Below are 18507 nucleotides of genomic sequence, written 5' to 3'. Positions count from 1 at the left end.
CCGTTTGTATCGCACCTGAAGAAACCCGCGTCCTGGACGCGGGTTTTTTGGTTATGTGCCCCCCATCCCCGCTTTCATTGACGGATATCAAGCTCGCCGTGTGGCTTCGTCCGACACTTGAGAGCGTGGCCCGCGCTCCGCATCAATGGGCCCCCTTCCTTGATGGAGACGTGACATGAGCCAGTACCAACGGTTGTTACTCATTGCCGACGATGACTTGCCCGATTCGGCGGCAACTGAACGAGCGCTGGCCCTGGTAGCGGGCACGGACGCGAGCATTCATGTGCTGGCGCTGGTGCAGGAGCCGTCGAGAATACCGGTGCTTGAGCTGAAGATGAGCGAAGAGGAGCGGGCGGAGTACTTCGAACGTTACAAGGACTGGGTGCAGGCGTCGGTCAAGCAGTTGCAGAACAAGCATGCGCACGTCACGTGCGAGGCGATCTGGACGGAAGATCCGCTGACGCAAATCCTGATTTGCATCCGCGAGCTCAAGCCCGACGTGGTGATCAAGGGCACGCAGACGCTGCCGATGCTCAAGCGTGTATTTGTGACGCCGCTGGATTGGGATCTGCTGCATGCCAGCACCGTGCCCGTGCTTTTTGTGAATCGGGGTGCGCGGGACCTGCCCCGCATTGTCGTTGCCGCCGTCGATCCGTCCACCAGCGAACCGGCTTTGCAGCGCTTCAATGAAGAGATCATCAAGGTGGCCGAAGCTTTCGCCCGGCAGTGCTGCGCCGAGTTGCACCTGGTGTATGCCTATGACTTGAGCCCCGCGTTCACGGCTCAAGCCTCGGCCGCAGTGTCCTGGACTGAAGAACTGCGCACGGCATTGTTCGAGCCTTTCAAGGCGCTGGCGGACAGTTGCCACATGCCGGACGGTCGTCGGCACTTCCGCATGGGATCGCCTGTGGGGGTTATCAAGGAACTGGTCGAGGAGCTGAAGGCTGACGTGGTGGTCATGGGCGCCGTGCAGCCTAAAGGGCTGGGCAAGCTGATCGGCGATACCACCGAGCGGGTGTTGCAGATTCAGGCATGCAGCGTATTGACCCTCAAGCCGGGCAGCCATCTGATCTGAGTCAGCTGCTGTTGGATTTCATCGGCCGTAACGCCGCTGTCGCTGAGTGCCTGGTCTGTGTTCATGCGGGACAGATGCTGACCAGACGAAAGATTTCCCCGCTGGCCTTGCGTTCGGTGGCTCACAGGCTGCTACCAAGGGCTGCTACCAAGGGCTGCGATCAAAGCGCCCGGACCCAGAGCACTTTAGTGCTGGCAGCGCTGGCTGTGCCGGTGGATGTGGTGTCGGTTGTGGTTTGGTCTGTGGTGAGTGTGGAGACATCGATGGCAATGCCGCCCTGACTGATGTTGGTCTGGCCGGGTGTGTTTGCGCCAGTAGACACACCGCCCTGGATAGTGGTGGTTGCACCCGACGTATTAATGACGCCGCCGAGAATGACGTTGCCGTAGATGTTCCAGCCGCTGGTGGTGAGTGTGCCTTCGGCTTCGATGGCGACGTTGCCGATAGGAATGCCTGAATGAGACACGCCAGCTGAGTCCGTCCAACTGGCTAGCGCTGGCGGGCTGGCGGCTTTGTTGCACAGATTCGTAGGCCAGAACGAATCCGTACACAAGTTTGTGTAACCGGAAAAATTCGGTGCGTAGAGTGGGATGTGACCACTGCCGGTCAGGGTGACGTTACCCGTGGTGAGCACGGTGTTGGTCAACCTGCTGCCTTGAACGCCATCGAAGCTGACGTTGCCTTGAAACCACAGCACGCCGGTGGGGAATGCAGTGATGCCAGTGAGTGTCCAGCCGGTGCTCGGCGTCGCGGTCTTGCCACAGGTGTTGTTTCCGTAGCCGCAAATCATGAAGTTGACACCACCGAGCTTGCGCAGGTCGGTGGTTGCCAGGTTATACGGACCTTCCGCAACTGCCGTTCCGTCAGCTTTTTTGATGTTCTGGATCTTGAGCATCGGCGTGCTGCCGTTGAAATAAAAGACGTAGTTGGCCTGACTTTGCAGAGCTGTCACGTCTACGGACTTGAACGTCAGGTCGCAATAGGGCACACCGGGCAAGCCAGGAGATGCGTTGGCGACTGCGGTCGTCAGGTTGTTGATCGTTCCGCCGGAATAGGCGCTGCCATTCATATTGCGCAAGGTGCCGGCGATCTGACTGGGGCTGCTGAACGTCGGTGTGTTGTATTGCTGGACGCTCAGATTCCCGCCACCCTGAAACTGGCCAATGTTGGCGGTCAGGATCGACACGTTGCCGTGAGCCTTGAGCACAGGATAGTTGGCGCTCCAGCCAGTCAAGGCAAAGGTGTAGCCCCAAAACGTGTTCACCGTTGCGGTCTTGAACGCTACATCGCCGCCGTACACGGCGTTGTACGTCAGGGAAATCGTGGCGGGCAGAGTGCCGCTACCGGAAATTTTCTTTGCTCCGGCAGTGGTAGTGATGACATTGCCGGACTGAGTGACCAGGCTCATATCCAGTGTGTAAACACTGCCGCCTGTCAGCGTGATGAGTGCGGTGCCGTTGTTGAATGCGGTGATGGAGTTGTCAGCGTTTTTGATGCCGCCGACGATGGCGGTACCGATGGTCGCACTATTGGAGATAACGTTGGCGGTGAAACCGCCTGCCTTGATCGACAGATAACTGCCGCCGTCCTGGGAAATGGCAATCGACTTGGCGCCCACCGTCAAGTTGACGGGTGCAGAGCTGCTGCTCATGGTGAACGTGCCTTCGGTGAGCAACGTGGCATTGCTTGCCACACCTCCGCCCGACAGCGTAATCCCGCCTTTTGCGCAGCCCGAAACCAGTGCTGTCGCGCCGTTGGTGATACTCAGCACACCGCTTACGCCAATGCTGGCCAGGGCCGCGCCATCGACAATCGACAGAGAGCCCCCGGAATAGACCAGATCGCCGTTGAACGTCAGCGCCTTGGTGGAACTGGCAACGGGGCTGGTGGCCGGACTGAGTTGATAGACCACCTGCAATGTGGAGGTCGCAAGGCTGCTGGTGCCGGTGATGTTGACCGACACTTGGGTCTGGAGGCCGACTGTTTCCTTGCCTGTAATCTGGGCTGTGATGCCGGATGCATTGGTGGTTAGGGTTTGTGCAGTCAAGGCCGCGACCTCACTGGTCGACAGGCTATTCAGGTAAAGGCGCACCAACTCCACTCCTTCCCATGCCCGTGCTTCAGCGGGCACCGTCGCATGACTGGCCATTTGCTGTTCCTGAGCGCTTCGTAAGCCATACATCATGCCCAGGGCCGTCACAGTGACCGCCATGCCTGTCAGCAACATGACCAAAATAGTGGCCATGCCTCGTTGGACAGACCTGGATGCTTTGCTTGTCGGAAATCGCATGGGCATGAGGTTTGCGCTAAACCTTTTCAAGGTTGGGCAGACAGACCGTGCTTTTGCTTTTCACATAGGCAGGCTGCGGGTCAGTGCTGTTGGGGTCGACGGTGCTGTTTGTGGCCGTCAATACGACCTGCACACGGGTGGTACCGCTGGTGGCGTCGGCGATCTTGCCAAAAGGCCAGCACCCTGCGTATTGCGCGGTAAAAAATGCAGCGGGCTGGTTGGCTTCGATCAGCGTGGTAGCGGTCCAGCTGGTGCTGTTCCATTGGGAAACCTGAGTGCAGCCGGAAGGCCCTTGCAGGCGGCTGAGCACACCGTTTTGCACCAGCAGCCCGGCGCAGGTCGCCGTGGCAGTGGATGTGGCTTTACTGATCCAGACCATGGCATTGCCGATTACAGCCGTGTTACCGATGGTTTGTGCCGTGCCTGCCAGAGTACCGGCGTTGAGCGTGGCGCCACTGAGCAGCACGGCGCGGCTGGCGACCGGCACCGCATTCGGGTCAATTCTGAAGCCGGCGTTGAGCAGTTCACGTTGAGCGATCATCAGGCCCGCGGCAATCTGTCCATCCTGCGTGGCGTCCTGGATGGACATTACCGAAATGCCAATTATGTTTTTGTACAGCGACAGCATCGCCAGAATGCTGACCATCGACAGCGTCATACCAATCATCAGGCTGACCAGATTGAAACCCTGCTGCGGTGCTCTCATGTTTCGTCACCGACGCGGATCACGCCACCGAACAAGCTGTTGTCGGCGGACCTTGTGGTCAGCACGACTTTGCCCAAGGTAGCGCCGCCGGTTATGGAGCGCCCGCCAATGGTGACCGCCGTCGCCGCAGTGCAGGCAACGACCAGCGGGATCGTGGTGGTTTGCGTCGGCAAGGTGATGACCGCCAGTGCCGCGTTGGTGGTGCATAGCGTGTTGCCGTGCAGGGCCAGAAGGTTGCGCATCTGAGCGACGGCGATGCCTTGCAGTTTCATGTCGCGCTGAGCCACGACGGCCCGCGACGATGTGAAGCTGATGCCCAGACCGATAATCGACATCAAAAGTATGCCGATCAACGATTCAAGCAGGATATCCCCGCGTTGCTTGCGTTTGCCGCAGTCAGATAATGAGAACATTGAGTGCGCTCTCGCTGCCGACGATCACGTCGATGGCGGTTGTCGTGCAGGCACTGCCTCCCACGACGGCCAAACCACGGCTGTTGAACGCCACGCAAGTAATCTCGGCACCTGCTGCCTGCGCGCTTGTGGAGGCCGGCAGTTGGGCGGTCCAAAGGATGTTGCTGGTTGAGGCGCAATTTATGGACTGCGCATTTGCAATGCTGAATAACTTTAGAGTCTGACCCGACCTGCACAGCACCGCCGCAGGCGCGTTGTCGAGCGCGGCACCGGGGTTGCGCAGCGCCGTGGCCTTGGCGCGACTGATGCCGTGCTTCAACAGGCCCGCAGCATTGCGCTGATGGGCGCTGTCAGTCCAGGCCTTGGTAAGCGGTGCGCCGATGAACAGCAAAATGCCGAAAATCGCGATGGTGACCATCAGTTCGATAAGCGTGAAGCCACTGGGGCGCATCTACAGCCAACTTCCGTTGTACGGACTGCAAGAAGCAATGACGCGCACATTGTCTTGGGTCAGCGTGACGCTGCAGCCATTAACTTTGCCAGCGTTGCCCAAGGCTTCGATCTTATAAGTGGTCGTGGTTGCAGTGACGATTTTGTAGGTGAACGAATCGGACTGACTGGGTTGCCAGGCAGAAGCGGCAGAGGTGCACGTTGTGGTGCCAGTGGCTGATACACACTTTGTCTCTGCCGTAGAGCTGGCGGTTGTCGTTGGGTAGACCAGTTGACGCTGGAAACGGTTTTCCAATACCAGGCTGAGGGCAACCAGATCAGCCTGAGCCGACTTGAGTTTGCTCTTGGTGACATAACTGTCATAAGCCGGGAATGCGATGCCAGCCAGAATGCCGACAATGGCGATGGTGATCAGCAATTCAACCAGGGTGAATCCATTCGATTTAATCGCGCCGACGCGCATGATCTGATCCGCAAAAAATGAGAGGTGATGCAATATTACTATGCCACCCCATCGGTGTCAGGATAGAAGAGACTGGCCGCGCCTGTCAGCAAGGCCGGCACAGTCAGATCCAGCAGGGCGTGGGCAATCCACCCTTGGTTTGCATGCAGGTGCGCCCGGCCAATGAAGCGCGATCGATGACAGATCCAATGCGGCAGATTCTGATATAGATCAGATGCGGCCCTGCCGGACACGCAAGACTGGTTGCTGGTCAATCCATTCAGTTGGCTAGGGGAATAATGATTATGTCTACGATAAAAAAACCTGCCAGCCTTGATGCCGATGAAAGCTGGAACGAATCTCTGGACGATGGCACGCAGGTGCAGATCCGGCCCTTGAAGCCCGAGGACCGGGAGCGTGAAGCTGAGTTCTTCAGGCACCTGGTGCGCTCGGGCCGCTTTCGCTTCATGAGTACCTTCAGCCCTGAGCAGGCCTCATTGCTGGATAAATTGATGGATATCGATTATCACAATCGCATGGCCTACGTCGCGTTGACCGAAGAAAACGGCCAGCAGATCGAGATAGGCGTAAGCCGCTACGGCGCTTTCGAAGGGGACCGCCACTGTGCATTCGCAGTGGCCGTTGCTGATGACTGGCAGCACCGAGGGCTGGGGCGGATGTTGATGGGCCATCTGATCGAAGCGGCGCGTGATCAGGGCTTTGATTGCATGGTGGGCATGGATATCTCCAGCAATGAGCTGATGCGTAAAATGGCCGAGAACCACGGTTTTGAATGCCATGTCGATGAGCAGCATCCTTCCCAGATATTCTACAAGTACGTGCTCGGCAAGAAGGATAAGAAAGGGCCCTGAGCCGATGAGGCCGCAGCCCGCTGGTTGACGAGCCCGGCCTGGGGGATACACCCCATCAGGGCGGTTCGCCAGCACCTTCAAAAGGTCAGGCGTTTTTTGCCAGCACCTTGCGATAAACATCCAGCGTTTGCTGCGCACAGGCCTGCCAGGTGTACTGCCGGGCTCGGGCCAGGCCGCGCTGGATTTTCTCTTCGCGCTCATCGCTGTGTTGCAGAACGCTCAGCATGGCCGCGCTGATGCTCGCGGCGCTGGAAGGGTCCACAGGCCAGGCTGCATCCCCCGTCACTTCCGGCAACGACGTGGTGTTGGAGGCGATCACCGGGCATTGCGCGGCAAAGGCTTCGATCACCGGCAAGCCAAAACCTTCGTAAAGCGAGGCAAACACCAGCGCGCCAGCGCTTTGCAGTAGGGTCAGGACTTCATCCTGCGGCAAATAGCTGAGCCAGCGGCCTTCGCCACGTTCTTGCAGCGCCTGAAGTTGCGGCAACAGGTCTTCATTGCTCCAGCCATCGCGACCCACAATCACCAGCGGATGCTCTTTGCGCACGGCTTCTGGCAGTTGCTCAAAGGCTTCAAGCACGCGGGGCAGGTTCTTGCGTGGCTGCAAAGTGCCGACAAACAGGAAGAAACCGGGTTTTAGTCCGTGTTTTGCCAGCACGGCTTCGCGCTGTGGCTCCGGGATGCGTTCGAAATAGATCGGGTCCACGCCCAGCGGCGTGACGCTGATGCGCTCAGGCTCAATGCCCAGGTGCTGGATCATGTCCTGCTTGCTGTGCTCGGAGATGGTGATGATGTGATCGGCGCGTCGGATGCTGGTTGCAAACAGCCAGCTCTTGAGGCTTTTCAGATCCTGTTTGATCCATTCCGGGTGCAGCAGCGGGATCAAGTCCATGATCGTGGCCACGGTCGGCACGCCACGAAGCAGCGGGATGTGGTGATCGGTGGCATGAAACAGGTCGATGTCATGGCCAATGGCCGCGCTGTTGCTCAGCGGCAACTTGAGTACGCCGCTCAGCACGGCGTGGATGCGATAGTCCTTGGCCAGCACCTGAGGCGAGCCACAGGCCATGGCGGGCAAGTGTTTGCCGAAAGCGTAAGGTTTGAATCGAGTGTCACTGCTTTGGGTGGCGTCGCTCAAGCCCTGCCAGAGCGCGCGGGTGTAAATACCGATACCGTCCAGATGTCCTGCTCGTTCCCCGTCGGCCCAGAGAGTGCAGCTAAAGCCTATGTTCATTCGTGCTTTTCTCGATTCAAACCCGTTGCATGATGACTCAACCGTGAGCCCGGAACGCGCTTGCGACGCGATTTCGGTGGAGGCTCTATGTGAGAAGTAATCAGGGCGCGGAGCCTAACATGTACAGGCGTTTCAAGCATTTATCACGGCCCGGGGCGTGACAACAAGGTGACAACCTGACCAAGGGGCATTCATGCCTTTTCCGGAAGTGCCGATAATCTGGAAACACTCATGCAAATAGCGGTGCTTTATGTTCAACACTCGTTTGAAAATGGAATTACAAGCGCAGCAAGCTGAGCTCTCTATTTACCGGCAGATGGAAAGGGGGATGGACACGCAAATGTTGTCCGTGACCCTGGACCCCACCTATCGCATTACCCACGCCAATGCCAACTTCCTCAAGGCGCTGGGCTATACCGCCAGCTATTTGCAGGGCCGTGGCATGGATGAGATTGTCCCGGCTTACGTCAAGCAACTCGATTGCTACCGCAACCTGCGTAAAGCCGTGGCAGCGGGCGAGTCGGTCATGGATAACTACCGGTTCCTCAGGGTGGACGGCAGCCTGGTCTGGGTCCGGGCGACCTGGTGTCCCATCGCGGGCGACGACGGCAAGCTCTCGCAGATACGCTGTTTCGCCAGCGATATCACCACGTCGATGGAACAGGCGGCGGAAAACGCGTCATTCATTCAGGCGTTGCAGTATTCCACGGCCGTGATCGAGTTCAATCTGACAGGTCATGTGCTGACGGCCAATGATCAGTTTTTGCGCGGCATGGGATACACCCTTGCCCAGATCAAAGGCAAGCACCACAGCCTGTTTTGTGAGCCTCACGAAGCGGCGTCGAGCGAGTACAAAGCGTTCTGGGAAACCCTCAATCGAGGTGAGTTTGTCGCCAGCCGTTTCAAACGACTGGACAGCAGCGGCCGTGTCGTGTGGCTGGAAGCAACCTATAACCCGGTTCATGACAGCCAGGGCAAGCTCTACAAAGTGGTCAAGTTCGCCACGATCGTGACGGATCAGGTGGAGCGGGAGGCGGAAGTCTCCGAGGCCGCCGGCATGGCCTACGAGATCTCTCAGCAAACCGACCTCAGCGCCCAGCGCGGAGCGTCGGTGGTCAAGGAAACGGTGCAGACCATGCGCAAGATCTCCGAAGAAATGCAGTCCGCCTCGGAAGGTATCGAAGCGTTGGGCAAGCAGTCGCTGTTGATCAGTTCGATTGTGCAAACCATCGGCGGCATCGCCCAGCAGACCAACCTGTTGGCGCTCAACGCCGCCATTGAAGCGGCGCGTGCGGGCGAGCAGGGCAGGGGTTTTGCGGTGGTGGCCGATGAGGTGCGCCAACTGGCGGGCCGCACCAGCGCGGCGACCGAAGAAATCGTCAGCGTCGTGCAGCAGAACCAGACGCTGGTCGATGAAGCCGTGCGCGGCATGGCCAACAGCCGAGGTCAGGCCGAACAGGGCCTTGGGCTGGCCAATGACGCTGGCGCGGTGATCGTCGAGATCCAGGACGGCGCCCGACAAGTGGTCAGCGCCGTGGGACGGTTTGCCAATCAGTTGAAGTGACGGCTGAGGGGCAAACACGGTGTTGGCCCTCCCCGCTGCGATATCCCGCCGTTCCAACGCCCCATGCACATGGCCTGGGGCGTTTTCTTCTTATGGCGCGGTGCAAGATCAGCGCTTTTGCATTGCTCGTGCATTGAGTACCCTTGCGGGCCAAAAAGTCGCTCCACGGGAGCCGCACCGCACATGACACCTTTCTTCACACACTGGCGTACCGGCCTGGCCTGGGCCGCATTCGCCGTGTTGCTCGCCGGTTGCGACAACACGGGAAAAACTCCACCGCCACCCCCCGCGCCGCCGCACACCACCTATACCCCCGCCGGTTGGGATGTATTGCCCGCGGTGACCGACAGCGATTTGCAGGCAGGTTTTGCGTCCTGGCGCAGCGCGTGTGTGCGCCTCAAGGCCGATTCGGTCTGGGGCGCGACCTGTGCGGCGGCCAGTACCCTGGCGGCTGAGCCCACCGGCGCTGAAATCCGCACTTTCCTGCAAGCTCAATTGCAGATTTATGTCCTGCGTTCCGCTGCGGGCAGTACGGACGGGCTGATCACGGGCTATTACGAGCCGGTCTATCCGGGCAGCCTCGCCCGGACGGCCCAGGCCAAGGTGCCGGTGTATGGCGTGCCTGACGATTTGATCGTGGTGAACCTGGACAGTATCTATCCCGAACTCAAGGGCAAGCGCTTGCGCGGCAGGCTCGAAGGGCGAGTGCTCAAGCCTTATGACGACGCAGCGACTATCAACAGCAAGGGGCTCAATGCGCCTGTCATTGCCTGGCTGACGGACCCGATGGACCTGCAATTCCTGCAAATCCAGGGTTCGGGCCGGGTGCGCCTGGACGACGGGCAACAGCTGCGCATCGGGTACGCCGACCAGAACGGTCGGCCGTATCGGGCCATTGGCCGCTGGCTGGTGGAGCAGGGTGAATTGAAGAAAGAGGACGTGACCATGGGCGCCATCAGTGCATGGGCCAAGGCGCATCCCGAACGTATCAACGACCTGTTGGCGAGCAACCCCAGCTATGTGTTTTTTGCCCGTAACCCTGACAGCAATGAAGGGCCACGGGGTTCGCTCAACGTGCCGTTAACGGCCGGTTACAGCGTGGCGATTGACCGCAAGGTGATTCCGCTGGGCAGCCTCTTGTGGCTGTCCACGACCCGCCCGGACGGCAGCAGTCTGGTGCGTCCGGTCGCGGCACAGGACACCGGCGGCGCCATCGCCGGTGAAGTACGCGCCGATCTGTTCTGGGGTACGGGCGATGACGCTGGCCATCTGGCGGGCGACATGAAGCAGAAGGGCAACATCTGGTTGCTGTGGCCCAAAGGGATGGCGTTGCCGGAGGGTTAAACAGCGGCGACCACCGGTTCGACCGCTGTAAAGCTTCATGGGGCAGAAGCTCTCCGGCGTCCCCAATCCCCGACAGGGAATTGGGGACGCCCGGCCAATGGTTGGACGCTTTAGCTGCTCATTGCAATCGCCAACCCGCGGTTGGGTTAGCACTGGTCAGCAGCTTCTCCACTACGTCGGCAGCCCGCTTGACGCTGGTATTAATACGCTTCGCCGCCTTTATGGCTTCTGCCCCTGTATCTTTACGATGTAACAAGACGTCGGCGCTGAGCAGTATGGCGCCCAAGTGGGTGCGCAAGTCATGTCCAAGAGTGCCAAAAAAATGAACGCGGGCATTCTCAACGGCGTGTGAATGGCTCACGAGGGATTGGGCAAGGGCCTGGTCCACGGACTCGTTGAAACGAACCATGTATTCATCTTCCAGATCGGTTTCCGATTCGATCCGTTGCAGCCATTTCATCATCACGCTCATGCGCAGAATGCTGTATTGCGAAACGATCTGGTGGATGGCCGAATCTGCCACAGGGCCGGTTCCGGCGTGAATATTGGAAGCTGTTCCATCGTATTGTGTGAGGGCAGTGTCGCCCGACGTGCTGCTGCGCTCATCAATTGTCTTCACCGTGGCTGAATCGGCGGCGACGCTCCTGAGCATTTTCTCCGCATGGTCGCGTGATTCAATCGACTCCAGACCTTTACGCTGTGCAGTTTTGCTTGCGAAGGAACTCCACTGCTCAAGAATGGGTTCAAGATTTTCTAAAATGAAGTCGCTCATGCGCATACCGATTTTCTGCCAGTCATACTGCGCTCAACGCTGAATGAGAGAGTCAATCAACACGGGCTGCCCGAGCGTTCGCGAAATTCCGAACGCTCATGGGTGATAGATAGGCCCGTTAAACGGCAGAAAGTTGCATGGTGCCTCGGACTTACGCCACAGTTGCTACCGGTTTTTCATGCCTGCCCGCAAAAAGATGACCAGGCATCATCTTTTGCGTGGCCTGAATCAACGGTTATGTTTGTACCTACCGCTCGCCTAGGGTTTATTATCAGAGCCACCAAGACACGACCGGTGTGGGGCCGGTCCGAGCTTGGCTTTTGTGAGCTGCGTACATGACAGTTAAAAACACCTTCAATAATGCCAGTGTCCCTGTGGTTATCCATGTCGTCGATGATGATTGTGCTACTCGCGATGCGCTACATCAATTGCTGACGTTTGCCGGCTACCCGGTACAGCTTCATGCCAGCGGAGCGGCGTTTTTAAAGGCTTACGACGGTCTTCCAGGCTGCATGATCCTTGATCTTGCGATGCCTGAAATGCGTGGTGAGGTTCTATTGGATGAGATCGTTCGCCTCAATTTGAATGTGGTTGTCATGGTGATGACAGGGCATGCGACCATTGAATCCGCCATTCACATAACACGTGCCGGTGCGATTGGTTTTTTGCAAAAGCCCTTCGATAACGCTCAGTTATTGGAAAAACTCGAACACATGTCCCTCAAGGCACAATCGGTTTTTGCCCGCCGAGCCTTGACTGACGATTACCGCCAGCGGCTCGAGAACCTGACTTCTCGAGAGCGAGAGGTTCTGGATCTGATGCTCGCCGCTATGACCAGCCAGGAAATCGCCACTCACTTGGGTAATAGTAAAAAAACGGTAGACATCCATCGGGGCCGAGTCATGCAAAAAATGGGAGCCAGCACTATTACCGAATTGATCATGGGATGGACCATGCTTTTTTATATTCCCATGTCGGAAGCGTAATGATCCCTCTGATTCCACAGGCGGCGCTCTTACCGGAAAATACGGTTGTCGGTATTCAACCGACGCATTTCGGGCCTGCGTGTCATTCTCATGTGGAAGGTTGCGTGGGGCACGCATGATGTTGATGAGGGGCCTGGCGGCAAATCTTCCTGTAGGGCTTGCCGGCGCCGGGTGTTTTTTCAACTCCGTTGAAAGCGGCTATTTGGAATTCTTTAGCGATTAGTCACTGTTTTACCTTTCTGATAGGTACATGTACCTATGTCAGCTTTGTCTCGCTTGCAAAAACAAATGGCCTCCATAAACTGTGGTGGCCAAGGTGCTGTTCATCTCTTTTATTAATACTGTTTTATGGCGGGCTTATTCGTCCTCCACTCTAGAGGGGCTGAGGGCCGCTTGAATGTGTTTTTATCCGATGAGTCAGCACGCAAGTAATATTAATTAAAGTAATCCGTCCTGTAGCCGAAGAGTTGTTTGTAGAGATTCTACTGCAAACAAAAATTCATAGCTTCCAGGCAAAAGTTCGTTTGATATTCGCAGGCAGCCATAGTGGATGTTTTTACTGTGGGCACGGTTAGGGGTGTCAAGAACACACGTCGCGCCTTTGGACATGCTTTAAAGGTCATCGGCTACAGGGTTCGCATGACGTCATTTGGAACGCACTGAGCCTGTGAGTCCACAGGACTCTTGTATTAGGTAGGAATACCATCAGGTAGAAATACCGAGAGGATTATTGTGCAGAAGAAGTTTGTGGCGTGTGTGCTATTGACCTTGAGCCAAGGGGTGTATGCGGTACAGCTTCCTCCGGGTGCAGGCAGCCAGATACAACAAATTCCCGCTACGCCCACACTAAAAAAGGTGGAGCCGGAAATCCATGTCGAGCCCTCCCGGACTCCCGCAGTCCCTGCTTCGGACAACGTCCGTATAAAGGTCAATTCGCTGCATTTGACGGGGCAGCGCCTCTATTCCGAAGCCGACTTGCTTAAGCTCACTGGTTTCACTGCGGGCAAAGAACTAAACCTTGGCCAATTGCAGACGATGGCCGCGCAGATTGCCGACTTCTATCACCAGAAGGGATATTTCGTTGCCCAGGCTTACTTGCCAGCCCAGGAAATCAAGAACGGCGCTGTAACGATCACGGTCATAGAGGGCCAATACGGTGCCGTGTCGATGCGTAATCAGAGCAACCTTTCCGACCGATTGGCCAATGGCGCTGTGGACGATCTGCACAGCGGCGATGTCATCCGCTCTTCTGCGCTCGAAAGAGATTTGTTGCTGCTGTCGGACACGCCCGGCGTCGAAGTACGTTCGACGCTGGTGCCCGGCGCATCGGTGGGCGCTGCTGACCTGATTGTCGACGTGACACCTGGACAACAGGTGACGGGCAGCATCGACGCCGATAACGGAGGCAACCGTTATACCGGTGAGTACCGTTTGGGCGGGACCTTGAATATCAACAATCTGGCAGGGCAGGGGGATGTTGCCACACTTCGCGCACTCTCCAGCTTCGACGGGCTGGACTATGCCCGCGCGGCTTATCAGATGCAGTTTGGCGAGGCGACAGCGGGCGTAGCCTACAGTCGGCTGGAGTATGAGCTGGGCAGGGAGTTCAGTGACTTACATGCCAACGGCACGGCAGACATTGCCAGTGTCTATGGCAGCTACCCACTGCTTCGTTCACGCCGAAGCAATCTTTATGTACAGATGGGTTTTGATTACAAAACGTTCGAAGACCGAATCGACTTAGTGTCGTCCCACGTCGACAGGAACGCCCAGGTACTGATGACAACGCTGCGTGGCGATCACCGCGATGACTTTGGCGGTGGCGGGATGACGGCGGGTTCCGTGACCTGGTCAACGGGCATCCTTGACATCGAAACTCCAGAAGCACGCTCATCGGATGGTCTTACGGCCCGCAGTAACGGCCATTACGACAAGTTGGGTTTCAGTGTCATGCGATTGCAGCGTGTCACGGATGCGTTTTCGCTTTATGGCGCGGTCAATGGACAAGTGGCCTCTAAAAACCTGGATATCTCGGAAAAGATGTACCTCGGTGGGATAGACGGCGTACGGGCTTATCCGCAAGGCGAAGCCTTTGGTGATGAAGGTTATCTGGCGACCGTGGAAGCCCGATATTTACTGCCGCAATTCTCTGATCGATGGTTAGGGCAAGTGCAACTGATCAGCTTCGTCGATACCGGTACGGTCACGCTTAATAAAGATCGCTGGGATGACTCGGAAAGAACCAGAACGCTGAGCGGGGCGGGGGTGGGCGTTAACTGGTTCGACTTCAATAACTTCTCCGTGAAGACCTACTACGCGCAGAAGCTGGGTGGCGAAAAAGCGACCTCGGCTCCCGATTCGAATGGTCGCTTCTGGGTCCAGATGGTCAAGTATTTTTGATCGCAGGCTCGGTTACCGCAGCGCATCCCACGTTAGCAATGCCTGAATCAAGTAGGTAAACACCATGAATACCCGTTACCAATCAATCTGGAGTGCCAAGACCGGCACCTTCGTGGCCGTTTCGGAAAATGCGAAAACCGGCGGCAAGAAAGCGGCAGGCCGAAGCGAGGGATCCGTGATGATTCCTGTCCATTGCACGCTGAAGGTGCTGACCACCGCCATCCTGCTGTCGGCCGGATTTAACGTCTATGCATTACCGGTAGGCGGAGCGGTGTCGGCGGGCAGTGCCACGATCGGTTCGGGTGGCAGTACCACGACCATTACCCAAACGAGCCAGAATGCCGCCATCAACTGGCAGAGTTTCAACATCGGAACGGGCGAGTCGGTCAATTTCGTGCAGCCCAACAGCAGCGCCACGACGCTCAATCGTGTGCTGGGCTCGGACCCTTCGAGTATTTTGGGGGGCCTTAACGCCAACGGTAAAGTGTTCCTGGTCAACCCGAACGGTGTCGTATTCGGTCAAGGCGCGTCGGTCAATGTCGGCGGATTGGTGGGATCTACACGGAACATCACCGACAGCGATTTCATGGCGGGTAAATACAACTTTGAAGGCACCGGGGACGGCAGCGTAGTCAACTACGGTTCGATCAATGCCAATGGAGGCTCTGTGGCTCTGCTCGGTGCCAATGTCAGCAACCAGGGCGTTATCCAGGCGCAACTGGGCACTGTCGCACTGGCGGCTGGCAACTCGTTCACCCTGGATGTGGCGGGTGACGGGCTGCTCAATGTGGCCGTCAACAACGGCGCCGTGGATGCACTGGTGCAGAACGGCGGGCTGATCCAGGCGGATGGCGGTCGGGTGCTGATGACCGCTCAGTCGGCAAACAATCTGTTGACGTCCTCCGTGAACAACACCGGCGTCATTCGGGCCCAGACCATCGAAAATCGCAACGGCACCATCATGTTGATGGGGGATATGCAGAGCGGCACCGTGAATGTTGCCGGCACTCTGGATGCCAGTGCGCCCAATGGCGGTTCCGGGGGCTTTATCGAGACCTCTGCCGCACACGTCAATGTCGCAAATGGCTCAACGGTGACCACGCTGGCGCCCGCTGGAACGACGGGAACCTGGCTGATCGATCCTCTTGATTTCGTTGTCTCCAGCTCGGGAAATATCTCAGGCACCACCCTTTCCAATAACTTGCAGACCAGTAACGTCACCTATACAAACGCCCCGGGCGCAGGCAACGGCGATATTCTTGTCGAGGAGCCCGTGACATGGACGGCCCCGACAACGTTGACCCTGAGTGCCAGTCGTGATGTGGTCGTGCAGGCAGCCATCACCACGACCGGAGGAAATCTGGCGCTGATCGCCGGACGTGATATCAACCAGAACGCCACAGTGACCGCGACCGGGGGCGCTAGCGGAGGTGATATCACGATGGTGGCTGGCCGTAATGTCAACGTCAACGCGATGTTCACTGCGACCAACGGTAATGTATTGCTTGTGGGCGCAAATGACGGTACCGGTGTCGGTACCGTAAATTTTGCATCCGGCATCAAACCCGCTGTGACCGGGCCGCTGTCCACCGTCAGGATTTATTACGCGCCTGTCTCTTACGCGACGCCAACGGATTTTACCGGCAATTTCACGTTGTCTGGAGGCGCCACGCTGACGCCGTTCATGTGGGTATTTGTCCAGGCTGACGATAAGGTTTATGACGGCAACAACGCAGCGACATTGTCATTACAACGCAACCCGGCGTTGGCAGGTGATGTTGCGCTGCAGGCCGGGACTGCGACGTTTGATTCTCCAAACGTGGGTACTGGCAAAACGGTGAATTACAGTGGTTATTCGCTTGGCGGTGCCGATGCAAACCTGTTTGCCTTGTTTGCGCCGTTCGATAGCCTGACGGCAGCACCCGGTACTCCGGGGTCCGGAATCACCCTGGCGAACATAACGCCAGCCCCGCTGACGATCACTGCAAACGACGCCACCAAGGAGTTCGGTCAAACGATTGTTCTTCCGACTTCCGGTTTCACCTCGACCGGACTGGTCAATAACGAGACCGTTGGAAGCGTCACAGTGACGAGCCCCGGAACAGTCGCGACCGCCCCGATAACCGGCAATCCTTACCGAATCACGCCCAGCAACGCGACTGCAGGAACTTTTAATCCGGCTAACTATTTGATCAACTACGTTCAGGGCACCTTGTTGATCACGGCGGCGCCGGTTACGACACCAATCGATCCGACACCGGTTGATCCGACCGATCCTGGCTCGACACCACCGGGCTCGACACCTACAGATCCAACACCGACCGATCCAACACCTACCGATCCCGGCTCTACGCCCCCTGGTTCGACGCCTGCAGATCCAACACCGACCTCTCCGACGCCGACCTCTCCGGGTTCGACATCGCCGGTTACGACGGTGCCTGGCTCGACATCGCCGGTTACGACGGTGCCTGTGTCGACATCGCCGGTTACGACGGTGCCTGGCTCGACATCGCCGGTTTCGACGCCGATAGGCTCAACGCCTACAGATTCGACCTCTCCCGGCACGACTTCCCCTGGCACGAGTCTGCCGGAGCTGCCCGTCGCTTCCAATCAACCCGGCTTGCCGGTGCAGGCCTACCGGGGGGCAACGACTCCCGATACCGGCAACTCGGGCGATCCCGACAGGCCGCTTGCCACTGCCTACCCGAATCATGGCAACTCGTACGCCCCGTTGTTGCCCGCGCTTACCGTGGTCGGGACCGGTATTAACGTGCCAGGCAATCAGTTGGCACAGGTCACGCCAATCCTGCCGGTACCGGTCAAGGCATCGGAAAAGGTGCCGGCCCACCAGATACCTTATGTCTACAAGGCCCCCGTGTATTTGCCTAAACAGGAGCGCAACTAAACACGGCCTTCGCATAACGGGTTGATAAACCACGCCAACCTTATCGACAGTCAGGGCCCATGCCCTGGCTGCTGGAGCGTTGAGCGCGTCCTAAGCAGTGATGGGAGTATTGCCTTGCACCATTTGCCCAGGGCAAAAAAAAGCACCACCCTGAGGAAGGTTCTTCTTCTGGCACCTGAACTCGTCTGTTTTGGTCTGCTGGCCGTTGCGTCTGTTTTCCAACTGCCTGCACTGGCTGCACCTGTGCCTCACCCTTCCGCTTCTGCACCGGCCGGCCAGCCGGGTTCTTCATCCACCTCCACGCGTGCGGATTTCAGGAACAACGATGTGTCCCAAGCGGCCCGAGACACCGCCAATTGGGTTGTGGACTCGGGCGATAATCTGGGGATGCCCTTTATCATCATCGACAAGGCGCAGGCCCGCGTTCTGGTGTTCAATGCCAAGGGTCAACTCGGCGGCACGGCTCCGGCGCTGTTGGGGTTGGCAATCGGCGATGACTCCGTACCCGGCATCGGGGATCGGAAGCTTTCAAGCATTCGCCCGGACGAACGCACAACCCCCGCAGGGCGTTTTGTCGCCTCACTGGCCCGCAACCTCAAAGGCGAAGAAATTCTTTGGGTGGATTATAAAAATGCCATTGCGATGCATCCTGTCGTGACCAGCAATCCGAAAGAGCGCCGTACGGAGCGCCTGGCTTCGTCCAATATTCAGGACAAGCGTATCTCTTATGGCTGCATCAACGTTCCGGCCGATTTCTACCGAAAACTGGTCAGCCCAGCGTTCAGCGGAACGAGTGGTGTGGTGTACGTGCTGCCGGAAACCCGCTCGAACATGAGTGTTTTTGCGTCGTATTATGAAGTCCGGTAACGCCTCGCCGGAGCCTCGGGAGCCATGCAAAACGGTTAATTTCTTCAGTGAGAAACAGTTAACCGTTGATATCGCCCAGCATGAATCAACCCGAGTCGCTGCTCAAAATAGCTAGCTATATAGCTAGCTAACCGCTCACGGGCATCGTGCTATCCCTCAACACTTTTAAGTCGCCAATTTTGTGACG

The 18507-nt window shown here is 57.6% G+C and carries 15 protein-coding genes and 1 pseudogene; 9 read left to right on the top strand and 7 right to left on the bottom strand.

Translation table 11 applies throughout. The features are described from left to right. Positions 1-175: 175 nt before the first annotated feature. Positions 176-1075 (top strand): universal stress protein, encoded by a 900-nt coding sequence (locus ACP7B0_RS20130; RefSeq protein ID WP_426143378.1) that lies wholly within the window; start codon positions 176-178, stop codon positions 1073-1075. Between the two features lie 160 nt (positions 1076-1235). On the opposite strand, the gene ACP7B0_RS20125 is transcribed toward ACP7B0_RS20130, so the two are convergent. The 5 genes from ACP7B0_RS20125 to ACP7B0_RS20105 all read right to left on the bottom strand — a co-directional run bounded on the left by ACP7B0_RS20125 (position 1236) and on the right by ACP7B0_RS20105 (position 5397). Then, a complete protein-coding gene (locus ACP7B0_RS20125) occupies positions 1236-3320 on the bottom strand; it encodes a hypothetical protein (RefSeq protein WP_426143377.1) in 2085 nt (694 codons plus the stop codon). A 61-nt stretch (positions 3321-3381) separates the two neighbouring features. Next, entirely contained in the window at positions 3382-4071 is a 690-nt protein-coding gene (locus tag ACP7B0_RS20120; RefSeq protein WP_426143376.1) for a PilW family protein, read from the bottom strand. After that, positions 4068-4484 carry a type IV pilus modification PilV family protein gene (locus ACP7B0_RS20115; protein ID WP_426143375.1) on the bottom strand — a complete coding sequence of 139 codons (417 nt, stop codon included), beginning with the start codon at positions 4482-4484 and terminating at the stop codon, positions 4068-4070. The genes ACP7B0_RS20120 and ACP7B0_RS20115 overlap by 4 nt, the downstream gene beginning before the upstream one ends. Then, positions 4468-4935: a pilus assembly FimT family protein gene (locus ACP7B0_RS20110; protein ID WP_426143374.1), complete on the bottom strand. Its 468-nt coding sequence runs from the start codon at positions 4933-4935 to the stop codon at positions 4468-4470. The genes ACP7B0_RS20115 and ACP7B0_RS20110 overlap by 17 nt, the downstream gene beginning before the upstream one ends. Continuing rightward, positions 4936-5397 carry a type IV pilin protein gene (locus tag ACP7B0_RS20105; protein ID WP_426143373.1) on the bottom strand — a complete coding sequence of 154 codons (462 nt, stop codon included), beginning with the start codon at positions 5395-5397 and terminating at the stop codon, positions 4936-4938. A gap of 284 nt (positions 5398-5681) precedes the next feature. Between ACP7B0_RS20105 and ACP7B0_RS20100 the strand changes: the two genes are divergently transcribed. Next, positions 5682-6248, top strand: coding sequence for a GNAT family N-acetyltransferase (locus ACP7B0_RS20100; protein WP_426143371.1), 567 nt, complete (start codon positions 5682-5684; stop codon positions 6246-6248). Between the two features lie 85 nt (positions 6249-6333). Here ACP7B0_RS20100 and ACP7B0_RS20095 read toward each other — a convergent pair whose 3' ends face one another. Next, positions 6334-7482 (bottom strand): glycosyltransferase family 4 protein, encoded by a 1149-nt coding sequence (locus tag ACP7B0_RS20095; RefSeq protein WP_426143370.1) that lies wholly within the window; start codon positions 7480-7482, stop codon positions 6334-6336. A 250-nt stretch (positions 7483-7732) separates the two neighbouring features. On the opposite strand from ACP7B0_RS20095, the pseudogene ACP7B0_RS20090 reads away from it, so the two are divergent. The 3 genes and pseudogenes from ACP7B0_RS20090 to mltA all read left to right on the top strand — a co-directional run. Next, positions 7733-8509: pseudogene (locus tag ACP7B0_RS20090) on the top strand (PAS domain-containing protein); the annotation flags it as partial. 30 nt (positions 8510-8539) lie between these two features. Further along, the gene (locus ACP7B0_RS20085; protein ID WP_426143440.1) at positions 8540-9046 is read left to right on the top strand and encodes a methyl-accepting chemotaxis protein; all 507 of its coding nucleotides are present in this window, start codon (positions 8540-8542) and stop codon (positions 9044-9046) included. A gap of 183 nt (positions 9047-9229) precedes the next feature. Next, complete coding sequence (gene mltA / locus ACP7B0_RS20080) at positions 9230-10390, top strand: murein transglycosylase A (RefSeq protein ID WP_426143369.1); 1161 nt, start codon at positions 9230-9232, stop codon at positions 10388-10390. A gap of 118 nt (positions 10391-10508) precedes the next feature. Here mltA and ACP7B0_RS20075 read toward each other — a convergent pair whose 3' ends face one another. After that, positions 10509-11162 carry a histidine kinase dimerization/phospho-acceptor domain-containing protein gene (locus ACP7B0_RS20075; RefSeq protein WP_426143368.1) on the bottom strand — a complete coding sequence of 218 codons (654 nt, stop codon included), beginning with the start codon at positions 11160-11162 and terminating at the stop codon, positions 10509-10511. A gap of 335 nt (positions 11163-11497) precedes the next feature. Between ACP7B0_RS20075 and ACP7B0_RS20070 the strand changes: the two genes are divergently transcribed. From ACP7B0_RS20070 to ACP7B0_RS20055, 4 genes are all read left to right on the top strand, one after another. Continuing rightward, the gene (locus ACP7B0_RS20070; protein WP_426143367.1) at positions 11498-12148 is read left to right on the top strand and encodes a response regulator transcription factor; all 651 of its coding nucleotides are present in this window, start codon (positions 11498-11500) and stop codon (positions 12146-12148) included. 732 nt (positions 12149-12880) lie between these two features. Then, positions 12881-14548, top strand: coding sequence for a ShlB/FhaC/HecB family hemolysin secretion/activation protein (locus tag ACP7B0_RS20065; protein ID WP_426143366.1), 1668 nt, complete (start codon positions 12881-12883; stop codon positions 14546-14548). Between the two features lie 64 nt (positions 14549-14612). Then, entirely contained in the window at positions 14613-17453 is a 2841-nt protein-coding gene (locus tag ACP7B0_RS20060) for a filamentous hemagglutinin N-terminal domain-containing protein (RefSeq protein WP_426143365.1), read from the top strand. A gap of 327 nt (positions 17454-17780) precedes the next feature. After that, the gene (locus tag ACP7B0_RS20055; RefSeq protein ID WP_426143364.1) at positions 17781-18320 is read left to right on the top strand and encodes a hypothetical protein; all 540 of its coding nucleotides are present in this window, start codon (positions 17781-17783) and stop codon (positions 18318-18320) included. The last annotated feature ends 187 nt before the right edge of the window (positions 18321-18507 follow it).

The sequence above is a fragment of the Pseudomonas sp. DWP3-1-2 genome, from assembly GCF_049896285.1.
Lineage (GTDB): Bacteria > Pseudomonadota > Gammaproteobacteria > Pseudomonadales > Pseudomonadaceae > Aquipseudomonas.
Note: the sequence above shows the minus strand (reverse complement) of the source record. Positions and strands in the feature narration are given on the sequence as shown.